Here is a 13,169-nt window from a genome sequence, read left to right as displayed (position 1 = left end):
TGCCCCTACTAGAGAGGGACGCCATGAGTATGCTCGCATAAAAGCTGCCAAATAGTTAAGCGCGTCTGCGCTGGTGCCACTTTGGGCCGATTTCCGCATAGAATCCGGAAATCATTTGACTTTCCATAAAAGTTCTCTATTTGTTCACGAACTCTCACTCCGGGAATAAGGCAACGCACAGCGTTCCTTCGGTTGAAAATGGGTGGGCAATGAGACAGGCGACGCAACGAATAGCTCGGATATGACTCCCTCGCGGAGAACGCCGACGCTTACCTTTCGTTCAAATTTCGCCATCTGAGATGTCACCCATGCAGCGATCCAGCCAGCGACAAGCGGTCCGAATAGGACGCTGATCCCAGCCATCACCGATCCAACCCTATCGCGCCGACCGCTACCGTGTCGGGCAGGAGAGCTATGCCATGTTCACTCGCGAAAACCTTCTTAACGCACAGTCGATCAGCCTCTCGGACCTCGTTGATCTCGGGGTGCCGGCCTCGTCGGTCGCTGAACTGATGGCCGAATTCGAGGTGGAGCAGGTGTTTCCCTACAGCCGTCGCTTTGATGACGGCCTGATCGAAATCTAGGCCCAAGCCTCAAACAGCTCCGCCCTGCTGCCGACGACGCACTCGTGCGGCCGTCCGGCGGAGCTATACCCAAAGAAAGGATAGCCAATGTCCAGTGCATTCAAAGCGATCCCCGGCTTCGCGCCCAATCATGCACCCACCTACGACGTGCCGCGTCGGAAGAAACACCAGACCATTCCACACAGCGTACCTACTCGTAAGGCTGTGAACGGCGATTACATCCGAGTTTCACAACCCCTCTCTGCCGACTTGATGATGAGGCTCGAGACCGATCCGCGCGTGCTTCGCATCTCGCCATTCCCAGTCAAAGTCGAATGTGTTGTCCGGGACAGATACGGGGTCGTCGGACGTAAATACCATCACCCCGAGATCGGGATCATGATGGTGGACGGCGCGGTCGTCTACATGGATGTCCTGCCGCGCAACATCGAACGGGAGCGACCTGGAATTGCTCGGAAGACAGAAGCGGTGCGACAAGCATGCTGGGAGAACTGGGGCGTCCCTTACGCGATCCATACGGAACTCGGTCTTCACATCAATCCCCAATGGGGCAACATCCAGACGCTCTGGCGACATATCTGGGCAGATGATCTGAAAGCCCTGATGGCCGTCCGTCGCGTGATCGATGAGCTGGGTGGTGCCCGGTCGACGATCGGAGAAGTTCGTAGGCGGGCCGACCTCCCGAGTCCAGTCTGGCGGACGGATGGACACGACATCCGTCTCGACGACGTCGACCGCAGTTTCAGTGCGCTCATGCAGCTCCATGTGCGCGGTCGCATCCGCCTCGACCTTAGTCGACCGTTCTCCGACAACACCGTCGTCGGCCTCAGGCCGGCATTCTCAAACATCATCAGCCAACTGAAAGGAGCCGCATAATGTCCATCCAGCGACACTCGGACTTTCTCAAGCGTGAGAATCTACCGATCGCGTTGTCCGCTTCGGAACTCGGCATCCCCCGTGATACGGGCGGGCAGTGTGCCGTCCAAGGGTACGATTTCGTTTCGGGCTTTCGGTTTTCCATCCTCAGCGAGCTGAAGACGAAAATCGCACCGTTCCAGGTGGTGAGTTTCGACGAGCACGAGGGTCTCGGTGGCCGATTCACGGTCCAGAACGTCGTCAGCAACAACCTCACCCATCTGTCGAACGAGCAGATTTCCCTGCTCGAGCAACAAGGGCGCTTCATCCCGCAGGAGCTGTTGCGCAAGGGTAAGACTGTCGAGAGCGTTACCGCACTTGAGCCAGAGGACGAGGACGTGGCAAAGCGGAAGCTCGCCTTCGTGATGGCCGCGTTGGAGGAAAACGACTGGGTTCTCGACGTGCCCTCGAAGAGTGTCATCCAGCGATCGGCTGGGAGACTGGCCGCGAAAATCGGCTGCAGGACCCCCGACTACAGGCAGGTACAAGGTGATGTCGAACGCTATCTGGAAGCGCCCTTCGACCGCCTGGCTGCGCTCGTCCCGGCGAAGTCGAGCGGGAACCGTATCCGCAAGTATTCCGACCGGTTTGAATGGGTGCTCCGCGTAGCGGTCGAATACGCCTGGAAACAGCCGAAGGGAACGTGGAAAAAGGCGAAAGAGCATTTCGCCAACCTCCTGCTCCTTCCTGAAAACGCGGACGTTAGGAGAGAGGCAACCGACGATGCCGACAACCTGATCCATCCTTCCGACCGCACAATTCAGCGGCGGATGCGTGGCGTCGACCACTTCACCCGCGATCTTCTGCGGAAGGGGCCCGAAGCCGCCCTGAGAATTCACGGCGTCAAAATTCCGCAGACACTGCCCTCCGCGCCGCTGGACATTGTCGAAATGGACTACACCCAGGTCGATGCCATCGTTTTCGACAGCCGATACGGGTTCATCTACGGCCGCCCGTGGATCGCGTGGTTCCGGGACCGAATGAGTGGCGCGATCCTCGGCTACGCCGTGTTCTTTGGAAAGCCGAACATGGAAGCGTTTCTCCTGGGGCTGACCCACGCGATCTATCCGAAAGACATGCGCCAGTACCCTGGGCTGTCTTGGCCGATGTATGGCGTGCCAACCGTACTCGTCGTCGATTGCGATCCCCATCTGGTATCCGACGACATGCACCAGGTCTGCCATCAGCTGGGCATCATCCTCCGCGAACTGCGGCCCGGAGAGCCGAACACGAAGGGAGCGATGGAGCGGTTCATCCGCACCACCAACGACGCGCTGTTCCACAACCTTCCCGGATCGACGCAATCCAATCCCACGCGGCGCAAGGAAGTCGATCCCGAGCAGGAGGCCGCTGTTCCCAAGCTGACGATGGACGAGCTGGACTCCTACATCGTGGCGTTCGCCCACGAATATAACCACACTTCCCATGCGGGCTTGGGCGTCTTGCGGACCCTCAAGGAAGTTCCCGCCAAGCTCTGGGAGAACGGTATTAAGGACGCCCGCCAACGCAGGCCGATCAGCCCGGAGAACTTCGCACATGCATCAGGCGACTGTCACTGGGTTGCGATCAATCAAGGCAAAATTGTCCTCGAGAAGGTAACTTATTACGACGCTAGCCTGGCCGTACTGGCCACGAACCCGCAAGCCACGCCGCCCGACAAAAGCGGCGACGGCCGGAAACCCCGCACGACAGTCACCCGGTACAAGGCGTGGCGGCGCGCCTCCGACATCGGGCGGCTTAGCGTGGTGGTACCTGAACTCGGCAGGACGATCATCGTCGAGGCTCACGGCGATGATCGCCGATATGCAATGGGCCTCCGGCTCTCGCAACATCGGCTCGCGATGGCCGAGTTCCGGAAGAACGAAAAACGTCCGGTGACGAACCTCTCCGAACTCGAAGCCGCACTCGGAAAGCACCTCGGGAATCTCAAGACGATCTATGAGCACCGAAAGAAACACGGCACCGCCGAGAAATTTGCGAGCTTCTTCCGCTCTGTGAGCCGCAAGATTTCGCACAGCGAGGTCGTGGACGTCGTCGAGAGCGAGGCCGCCAGTGCCGAGGAATACAACTACGCCGAGCCGTATGCACCGAATCCGGTGACGCGGCAGCCGTCCGATCCTCAATACAACCCTGACGACACGCCGGACAGCATCCTGATCAGGGACGAAGACGGCCGACTTGTTCCAGGCGACGCGCTTCGCGGGATGGTTCCCCACTACGAGGTTCCGGAGGCGGATTACGGTCCCGGCACCTCGAACCAGAACCTGCCTTTGACGGCAGGCGCATACGAAGACCTCGACAGCATCGACCACCTGCTTGGAGAGCAGGAAAACCAGGAGGACGACGAATGAGAGTGTTTCCGGAGTTCCATCGTACGACGTTTCTCACGGACGATCAGCGCCGTGCGGCATCGGAGCTGCCACCAGCCGAAAGACAATCCATGGTCACCAACCTCGTTGTGCCGTCCAAACAGTTCAATCGTCTCAGTGGGAAGGTCGCTAGGTTCCACAGGCACGTTGACGGAGGTGTCGCCGGACCCGGATGGGTCGGCGGTCTCCTCGGCGAGTCGCGGGCAGGCAAGACCACGATCCTGCAGTCGTACGCCCAGAAGTTTCCGGCTGTTCTTGGCGAGAACGGGTACACTGTTCCGGTCCTCTACATTGAAGCCCGGGACGACTGGGACCTGCTCGAATTTGGCCGCCAGATTTACTTCGAGACGGCGGCGTCCTCAATTCCCAGGCTTTCGACTGCTTCTGTCAACACGCAGGCGGCGCGGCGCATTGGACTCTTCGGGGTGGAACTCATCATCATCGACGATGCCCACCGGCTGTTTGGCCAGGTCCGCAAGACGACCTCGTACGTCTCGCTTCTGACCGCGATCGCGAATACCAGGAAATGCAACATCCTGCTGGCTGGTCTTCCGTCGATCCGCGATGCCATCGAAGCCATTCCCCACCTCAAAAACAGGGGCGGCTTCCCGCACGACACGGCCTACGATTTCGACGCCGACCTGCCCGACGACCGCGAACAGTTCCGAGTTTTCCTTGAAGGCGTGGACAGACGGCTGCCGTTCCTCCGCAAATCCAACCTTTCGCAAAAAGCCTACGTCGCGGATTTTCTTCACGTCAGCGGCGGTTCGATCGGCAACGTCATGAATATCGTGATCGACGCCGCCTTCATGGCCATCAACGAGAAGCGAAACTGCATCATGGCAAGCCATCTGCGTGCGGCAGCTCTCGAGCGCATGCATGACGGTACAAAAGCAGCCTCCAACGCGAAACGATACATTCCCTTCAACCACGTCGGCGTCGACGATGCGGAGGTGCCAAAAGTTGCGTGATCCGAGTTTCATGATGTTCGCCCGGTGGGATATCCCACCGGGGCGCGGTGAGCCTGCGCATGGCTTTCTCCTGAGGCTGGTCAGGGAGCAGGGGATTCCTAGTTTGGCGACCTTCAATGTCTGGAACGAGGTTGCCGACAATGGAGTCCGACACGACAGGTCCCTTAACATTCTCGACCAGCACCCGCTGCCTAAAGGATGGAAATCCCACTTGCGTCATGCGACGCCGCGTATTGTCGGCGACTGCGTCGAGATTGGCGGGCAGACTCTGAAAAAGAACCAGGTCTCGACCAATCCGCGGCGCTGGTGTCCTGCTTGCCTCGCTGAGAAGGCCTACCATCGCGTATGGTGGGAAGTCGTTTGCGTTAGGCGCTGCCCGTATCACGGCCTGCCGCTCGAATCGAGAGATGCCGGTGGCGGGGTGGTATCCTGGACCTGGACGGATTTTGAAACGTCGAGGAACGGGTATGTGATGACCCGTTTCGACGCACCCGCGTATTCGGAACGCACTTTCGCACGGTATATGATCGGGCGTATGGGGTTCGATAGTCCCATTTCGCACGCGCTGTTCGACCAATACGAAATCCGCGATGTCATTCGTTTCTGCGAGATGTACGGCAAATTCCTCGCCAACGGTTATGTGAAAAGCGTTCCGGATACGAGGATCGACGATATTGATATCGGATTCAGAGCTTCCGACAGCAGGGCAACCCTGACAGACAATCTGCGCAGTTGGCTTCGCAAAAACTCCAGGATCGATCCGAACGTACCTGGCCTTGAGAATGTCTTTGGCTGGCTTCAGAAAAGCCATTCCTTTCTCAAGGACAAGCAAATGCAGGCAATGAGCCGGGCAATTTGCCAACAAGCTCGCTCCCTCGAAGGGGAAGGGGTTACCCGCCCCACGCGCGAAGACGATTTCGACGTGAAGCACACTTCGATCAGAGCGCTGGCCGTCGAATTGAATATGTCCGAACGGGGTGTGCTATGCCTTGCCGAAGAACTTGGTGTTCTGAACCGGGCGCGGGTCAAGTCCGGTATTCCAACGGATGCCGCAGACAGGATCAGGGTTTTCTCGGACTCCTTGATGACGCCGTCCGAGACAGCGGAGCGGCTTGGTATCCATACTGACGCGCTCCGGAGCCTGCGCCGGGCCGGATATCTCAAGGTATTTGTCGGCCTCAGTCGTGGAAAGCGCAACGGAGCCCGGTTCGACAGGGCGAGGGTGGACGGCATTCTGGCTGCCATCCAGGCGATCGAAGCGCAGGGCGATCGCGATCGCGGCATTTCGTTTGCCGCATATTGCACCCGCAAGAGGATGACGGTCGGTGCCTTGGCGCTGGAAGTCCTAAACGGCCGGCGAGCCATCACCAACAAGGGCGTCGGTGGCTGCGGTTTCGGCGGCCTCAGGATCGAGGCGGAGAAGCTCGTCAAGTCCTTGCCTCCCGAACGCGCCGAATTCATGAACGTTCGGGAGGCAGTCGCGGCGTTGAACCTCAGCAACAACACCATCTTGGGTCTGGTGGAAAAGGGCGCGTTGGGCCAGGTGACCCGGAGGGGCGCAGAGGTCTGGCTGAAGAAGTCAGCTGTGACCGCGTTTGGAAAGAAGCACTCCAAGGTGGCCGACTTCGAGAGCGGCCTTTCCCTGCACCCGACCATGATTCTGCGACGACTTAGCGGGATGAATGTCGAACCCGTGTTGGCGGGCTACCGAGGGCGTCACCGAATGGAAACGGTCGTCAGACGGCGGGACGTTCTCAAAGTCTTCGGACTTTCCGACGATCCAACCAGGATTACGGATGAACGGTTCGTCGCATTCTGGAAACGTATTGTTCGCTTGACCAGGCTCGGTCGTCCGACACTCTATCTACCGGACATGCTGCCCGCCCAAGGACAGCGGGTCTGGGAAAGCTGCTCTCGTCTTTCGGTGCTACTCCGTTTTGATGTGGATGCCAGTGAATTGGACGCGCTTATCGTTCCTAGCGGCGGGCCGCGCGAACCATTTCGTCTGACGCTCGATTCTACAGATGCCCAGATCATCACATTTCTCGGACTGATCGAGATGCGCGCCAAGGAGGCACGAGCCAAGGTTTTGGAAAGGACAGGAAAGCGTGGAAGGCGTGAAGTTGGCGACGGCTAAAATAGGTGGCCAGCATTCAGAACGATCCGACGATTACGGAAAGCGCCAGAGCAGACAGGTTCTGGAAAATCATCGTTCCGGAGGCGGCCAAGGTCTGCCCGTATCTCTTCTTTCCGCAACGTCTACCGATGTGTGGCCAAAAATGTGAAGGAAATGCTTGATGTCTTCGATGAAATCGTGAAGGCGGCTACGGCGCGCCAAAAGCGAAGACGAGGGAATGGTGGCGGAAGCGTCGTGCGACGTAGGCTGTCGGCTCGTTAAGCGGCTCTCATTATGGAGCCATGAAAAGAGAGGCACGCGCCTTTTCAAGGTCCGGCTAAGAGAGTTCTGCCTGCGATTGGCGGTGCGAGTTCTCCATGCGTAGCCTGTGACTGCCTCATCGCCAAGTTGCAATCCACTCAGTCGACTGTCTAAGATATGGTGGACGTGGGGGCCTGTATGACACTTCCTGAAAATTTGAATGCCTTAATCGAATTCGACCAAGGCACTTTGCGTGTCAACAGCCGGGAAAGCCGTCGGCTCGAGTTCAAGCGGTCGTTCGACCGACATCAGATGGCAGCCTACGAACGAACACTCGCCGCATTCTCGAACACCGGGGGTGGCGTTATCGTATTTGGGGTCGCGGATCGACCGAGAATGCTTGTCGGTACCGATCCAGGCGGCTTGCCAGACGATGCTGACATCACAACGGTCCTGCGTCAGGATTTTTCTCCGGAGATACCGTTTGAAACGAGGACATATCTGTTCGGCGGGATGACGCTGTTTGCGATAGGTGTCGAAACGAACATCAATCGCCCGGTGATTTGTCAGAAGAGTCGGGCGAAGAGGACCTGGGATGCCAACGGACAAAATCCGCGAGACGAAGAGGCCATACGAGAGGGTACGATCTACTATCGATACGTGGCCCAAACCGCAGCCATAAAATACAACGAACTTCGGGCTCTCCTAGATGAGCGCGAGGAACGCCGTCTGAAGATCATTATGGAGACCCTGAAGGCAGTTGAACGCGTCGGCTACGAGAAGGTCGGGGTCGTGGATGCGACGTCGTTTGGCGATCCTGCAAAGGCAACAAACCTCTACGTATCGAAGGAAACCGCTCGCTCGATGAACTTCATCGACCAAGGCCGTTTTACGGAAGTTGAGGATGATGGCTCTCCAGCTTACTTGGTCGTCGGGAAAGTGTCTCTCGGGGAAGTCGTGCATGCTCCTCTCGAGGCCGCCGACCGAAATCTTCCAAGCGAAGTCGCGCCTTTGCTTCAGCCCGTTGCGCAGGAGCTATTTGGGGAAGGCTGCCGCCTCCCAGCTTCGGCAGTTAAGCCGCTGCTGGAGACGTTCGGTCTCCTCGACATGCCATTCCACGAGTATGACCCCAAGGTGAAGCGGCGGTACGTCACTCGGGAAGGGATTGCTGAAATCCAGCGCCTCATGAGGGAGGAGCCTTTAAAGGCCCTCAGGTCTTTTGGAGCAAAGAGTTCTATCAAGGCGTACGAAGACAGCCTGGCGGACGCCGTCGATGCGGACGCCGTCGCGCCGATGGAGGTTATTGCCGCAGAGCCGGCCGAGTGAGAACCGTTAGACTCTCATCAGTCCTTCAAACTCAGGCGCTGGAGCCTGTTCAACCGAAGCGGAAGCCGAAAAGGCCACCCTCGGGTGTGTCTTCGAGGACCACGGGTAATACGTGACTACGCACATCGAAATCTTCCGAGAATTCGAGCCGTTCGAATTCGTCGGAGTTCAGGAGCGCGATGTACTGACCGCCGACCTCGGCGGTGAGCAACGCTCCCAGTTCCAGCGCCGTCGCCTTTTGTCGACTGTCCACGGGATCGAACAGATGGCTGTCGTGGATCAAGAATCCCAGCCCGCCAAGCCTCTTGGAAACGACCTTGTAGAGCGCGTAGTCGAAGCAGAAAATCTCCATGTTGGCGATCCCGCCGCTGTTTCCGCTTTCGATTTCGACCTTGAATTCAGGCCCCGACGGCAAGGCGTTGATCTCGAAGGCACCCCAGCGATCCGCATAGAGCGCCGTCCGGGCTTCATGCACGGCCATGACAGCTTCGCTGATCGTGTCGGACCGAGCGGCCAAGTCGTTCTGCAAACGGAGCAGGAGCGAGTTCTCCACCGTCTTGGACTTCGTTTTCTGGGTCTGTAACGACTGGGCGTCTTCGAACTGTGCACGCAAGCGCGCGAAGGCCTCCTCCTTGTTCGCGAGCCTCTGCTGCATCGCGGCCAGATCGCTGAAGGCCCCTTTTCCCTCGAGTTGCTTCAGGATCGCCGACCTGCGGTTCGCGGCGCTGCTTTTCTCGACATCAACTTCCCCGAGGCGGGTTTCGACGGAAGTCAGCTCTTCTCCGAGATGAACCCTTCGGTTCGCGAGAACAGACTCATGAAAAATCCGGACGTCATCGAAACGCTTGCTGACCGATCCAGGCAGATTGATACCCGCTTCGCTGTAGACCCTGCCTACCGCGTCAGCATCGGCGGGTATCTCCTGCTCGAGGCTTTCCTTGAGGTGCCTGAGGGATGTCGTCAAACGTGCGGCTTCGCGCGCGAGCTTTTCGAGCTTGGCCTTTTCAGCATCGGCTTCGCCGACCAACTCGTCGAAGTGCTGTTCGACCTGGAAGTTCGCCACATCCTTGCGGATTGCGTCCGCCTCCGCCTCTGCCGCCGTCATCGCGCTGAAGATGCGGGAGATGGTGTTCGTTTTGGCATCGAGCCTTGCCTTTAGACGTTTGTCCTCTGCCTTCTGCCTCAGCCGATCCTCGCGCAGGACCTCGAAATCGATCGCGAGCGTCCAGTCGAGGCCGAAAAGGTACGACAACGCGATCCTTTGTGCGCTTTCCGACTGCTTCTTTTGAAACTGTGTGGCCGACTGGAAACCACCATTTTCCCGGCGGCGTGCGAAGTAACCCATCAGCGAGCGGAATGTCGGGGCGTGCGGCGTGTTGAAGGGAGGCTTTTTCCGCTCTAGCGGCAGGCCGAACGCGACATGACCGAGCCACGCCTTCCAGTCGTCGTTCTGCACCTTGACCAGACCGAGTATGTCTGTCGTAGCCATGAGGCTGTCGGGAATCCCTGATGGAAAGTCAGGGTAGACAACGCCGCTGTTGGAGACGTCGCGCCTTACGCGGACGCGGATACCGGAGAACTCGAATTCGCCCCAGAACGACGCGCCCGCGATTTCCGGAAACCGGAGGAACATGTCAGCGGTCTTGTCACCCCCGAGCAGGAAATGGACGATCTGTATGACGCTGGACTTGCCCGCGCCGTTGCGGGTGTCGGTCTCCTGCGAGGTTTCGTTCCGCTCGGCCAACAGGATGTTAAGACCCCTGTGGAAGGTCAACGTCTTAAACGTTTCGATGGAGCTGCCGATCTCCAATATCATGCCGATGCTCCATGCGTCAGAACGATCAGGCCCGACTTCATGTCAACGGCGTCGATCATGTAAAGCAGGGTTAGCGCGAGGGTGAACCAGTCGTAGCCGACGGGGTATTTTCGGGATTTGTCGCCCCGGATACGCTCCCACAACTCGCTGACCGAGCGAGGGCCGTCGCCGAGAAGGACGAGAATCTCTCCTCCTATGACGATAAGCGACCGTTCGGCCGGCAGAAATTTAGTGGGCAGGATCATGGATCGGCACCGTAGACTTTGATACGGGATTCTCCTCGAAGATCACGCAGACTTCAAACATTGTCGCAAGGACAGCCATTGCCGCCGGTTCGCGATACTCCGCGTTTTCCTTCGTAATCCTGCCCATGATCGCGGCGTGCATTTCGTGAAGGATATCGCTGGGACCCAGGCCCTGCCGACGAAAGTCTTGATACAGATGTCGAATCCCGGCCACGACCGTGTCACTGTCCACAGTCGCCATGCTGTCGTTCACCTCGGGCGAAAAGGCATAATATTGGCGCATCCGTATCCGCCAAGCTGCTGGGATATCGTTGTAAGCTAGCTTGTCGGCGGGAACGAGCCATCGGCCATCAGACTTGTCGATGGATGCGCCGAAAGACTTGATGAGGTCTTCGATAACCAGGTCCAGAGCGGTCGGAAGCTTCGACTTGTCAACGTCGGACGATTCCATGAAGCCGATAATGTCCTGACAATCCTCATCGGTCATGTTCCGTAGCAGCGAACGAAACCCCTCAAGGCCGAAATGCCCCACCTCGACACCGTCGATTTCCCCTTGCTTGGTCAGTTCGTCGAGCGTTATTGCCATGTCCGCGGTCAGCCCGTCGACCATGTTGTGCGTGAACTTCCATGCTCGCAAATCGATGCGGGATTTCCGGGCCTTCTGGTAGTCGGCGACCATCTTTTTGCATACGTTCGACGACTTGTTGCTCTTGCCGTTTTCCGCCCCGTAGCATTGGTACACCGTACCGCCGGGAGCTAAGAATCCATCCAGACCTTTGTCGCCCTTAGGGCCGTCGGCGCGGATCGGAACGAAATTGTCTCCGTGGATACGTCCGAAGACCTTGTTTACGAACGCTTGAAAAGCTGTGCCGTGGTTCTGACGGAGGTGGAGTTCGAGGAGTTTACTCCAGTTTTCGGGCCGGGCCATGAAGGTATGTATCTCTCGCAACGCAGCCTGAGAGGCCGACAGAATCTATATCGTATTGTTTCCTTAAAATTCCGCTGAAACAACCAGGACATGCATTTCTATCGCAAGGCTGGTCTACCTGCCTTCTATCTTCGCCCGCCAGCTGTCTCCCTCGCTCTCCCGCGCCTCTTCCCATGCCTGCATGAGGCTGTTGACGAGGTCGCCCATCGGAAGGCCCATCAGGTCGTCGGGCAGTTCGTCCCATAAGCCGTCCGCGCGCTCTTCTATGACCCGCTTTATCTCCTTGAGGTTTTCCTCAACCTCATAGGCGAGGTCATCGTCAGCCAGAAATCCCTGAACGGCGAGGTGACGGCGGTCGGCCTGTTGCTGTAGCCATCCTTCGAAGTCCGGCATACCACCGCCTCCGGGCTTCAGCAGTTTCTCGATGTCCTCGTATACCTCTCTGATGGCGTCCCGGTTGGCTTCGGCCGCCTCAAGCGCTTCGAGGGTGGTCTTGATCTTCTTCTTGAAGTCATAAGTCATGTAGAAGGTCTTCCCAGGTTTCTGGTAGACGACCTCCGCCTTTTCAAGCCGCCGCATGTAGGCCAGGACCTCCTCGTAGGCAGACTTGAAGTCCTCAGCCAAGGCGGCGATCTTCCGCGATGTCTCGGTCTTCATGAATGCGAGGTCCGGTTTTTCCCACTCCCGCTCCATGAACCTGTCAACCATGTCGATCGGCGACACGGTGGCGGGATATTGGGTGTCCATGAACCTGTAGAACACGGCGGCCTGCCATTGGCAGCGGGGAACGATGAATGCTGACGGCTGGGTGTCGTCCGTGTCCATGAATTCTTCGAGGCCCCACAGGGACATCTCCTCGACCAGCTCCGCAGCCCTCCGATGTGTAGCGGTCGGTGGCTCTCTGTACACGGCGATCAGTCGCTCCGCCTCCAGGCGTTCCGTTTCCTCGATCCGGCGACGCTGTTCTTCGATCTCGGCCGCCTTAGCCGTTCTCTCGGAACAATGGATCAGCCGACGCGGCGCAAGGTCTAAAATGATGTCGTCGAGTTCATCGAGCGGGGTGGTCCGGTATCCCGCCACCTCGATCTCGAGGACCTCCACGCCCATGATGCCCAACTTTTCGATTTTCGATTGCGGGCAGGGGTGCGTGTTCGCGATCTCGATGAAGAGCCGGCGTCCGTCTGGCATTGTCGCGGTGACGTCGGGGATCAGTTCTCCTGTCGCCGTCTCGAGGAGGACATCGGTGAGTTCTATGGACCGTTCGGGTGTGACGTCCACCGGCTTTCCGTCGAGGCCTGGTGTGGTCGTCGTCGGCAGGGTCACTCGACGGTGTTTCTCGATGATCTCCTTGGCGCGGATGTGGAGAGCGGTTTCGCCCGCCGTAGTGCAGTCGTAGACCATGTCTTCAGGGCGATGGGCGAAGTGATACGCCATTCGAGTCGGGTCGCCGCCGTTCTTTGCGATCATCGGCCTCTTGCATCCGAAACAGATGCATCCGCAGGCTGCGCCGTTAGCGACTTCGGTGATGTGTCGAAGCGATCCGTCTACGGCATGAGCGGCGACGAGGATCATGCCCTCGTCGTCTGGAAACAGGTCGGCAATGGTGGTCTTCGTTGCCATCTTGGCCATGAATCGCTG

The 13,169-nt window shown here is 58.3% G+C and carries 10 protein-coding genes; 6 read left to right on the top strand and 4 right to left on the bottom strand.

Annotated features, from left to right (window positions below; translation table 11 throughout):
• Positions 1–419: 419 nt before the first annotated feature.
• The 6 genes from BBX50_RS30325 to BBX50_RS21920 all read left to right on the top strand — a co-directional run bounded on the left by BBX50_RS30325 (position 420) and on the right by BBX50_RS21920 (position 8,542).
• Positions 420–584, top strand: coding sequence for a hypothetical protein (locus BBX50_RS30325; protein WP_161490844.1), 165 nt, complete (start codon positions 420–422; stop codon positions 582–584).
• 87 nt (positions 585–671) lie between these two features.
• Complete coding sequence (locus BBX50_RS21940) at positions 672–1,460, top strand: hypothetical protein (protein WP_065777431.1); 789 nt, start codon at positions 672–674, stop codon at positions 1,458–1,460.
• Positions 1,460–3,850 (top strand): DDE-type integrase/transposase/recombinase, encoded by a 2,391-nt coding sequence (locus tag BBX50_RS21935; RefSeq protein WP_065777430.1) that lies wholly within the window; start codon positions 1,460–1,462, stop codon positions 3,848–3,850. Before BBX50_RS21940 ends, BBX50_RS21935 begins: the two co-directional genes overlap by 1 nt.
• Positions 3,847–4,839: a TniB family NTP-binding protein gene (locus BBX50_RS21930; RefSeq protein WP_083213761.1), complete on the top strand. Its 993-nt coding sequence runs from the start codon at positions 3,847–3,849 to the stop codon at positions 4,837–4,839. Before BBX50_RS21935 ends, BBX50_RS21930 begins: the two co-directional genes overlap by 4 nt.
• Complete coding sequence (locus BBX50_RS21925; protein ID WP_083213760.1) at positions 4,748–6,976, top strand: TniQ family protein; 2,229 nt, start codon at positions 4,748–4,750, stop codon at positions 6,974–6,976. The genes BBX50_RS21930 and BBX50_RS21925 overlap by 92 nt, the downstream gene beginning before the upstream one ends.
• A 438-nt stretch (positions 6,977–7,414) precedes the next feature.
• The gene (locus tag BBX50_RS21920) at positions 7,415–8,542 is read left to right on the top strand and encodes an ATP-binding protein (protein WP_161490842.1); all 1,128 of its coding nucleotides are present in this window, start codon (positions 7,415–7,417) and stop codon (positions 8,540–8,542) included.
• A gap of 49 nt (positions 8,543–8,591) precedes the next feature.
• On the opposite strand, the gene BBX50_RS21915 is transcribed toward BBX50_RS21920, so the two are convergent.
• The 4 genes from BBX50_RS21915 to BBX50_RS30320 form a co-directional block, all read right to left on the bottom strand.
• Positions 8,592–10,358 (bottom strand): ABC-three component system protein, encoded by a 1,767-nt coding sequence (locus tag BBX50_RS21915; RefSeq protein ID WP_065777426.1) that lies wholly within the window; start codon positions 10,356–10,358, stop codon positions 8,592–8,594.
• Positions 10,355–10,603 (bottom strand): ABC-three component system middle component 6, encoded by a 249-nt coding sequence (locus BBX50_RS21910; protein ID WP_017274226.1) that lies wholly within the window; start codon positions 10,601–10,603, stop codon positions 10,355–10,357. The genes BBX50_RS21915 and BBX50_RS21910 overlap by 4 nt, the downstream gene beginning before the upstream one ends.
• Positions 10,587–11,531 carry a hypothetical protein gene (locus BBX50_RS21905; protein ID WP_065777425.1) on the bottom strand — a complete coding sequence of 315 codons (945 nt, stop codon included), beginning with the start codon at positions 11,529–11,531 and terminating at the stop codon, positions 10,587–10,589. Before BBX50_RS21905 ends, BBX50_RS21910 begins: the two co-directional genes overlap by 17 nt.
• A 114-nt stretch (positions 11,532–11,645) precedes the next feature.
• Positions 11,646–13,160 carry a hypothetical protein gene (locus BBX50_RS30320; protein ID WP_065777424.1) on the bottom strand — a complete coding sequence of 505 codons (1,515 nt, stop codon included), beginning with the start codon at positions 13,158–13,160 and terminating at the stop codon, positions 11,646–11,648.
• Between the last annotated feature and the right edge of the window lie 9 nt (positions 13,161–13,169).

The organism is Ensifer sp. LC11, from assembly GCF_001695835.1.
GTDB lineage: Bacteria > Pseudomonadota > Alphaproteobacteria > Rhizobiales > Rhizobiaceae > Ensifer.
This window is presented reverse-complemented; position numbering and strand designations above follow the sequence as displayed.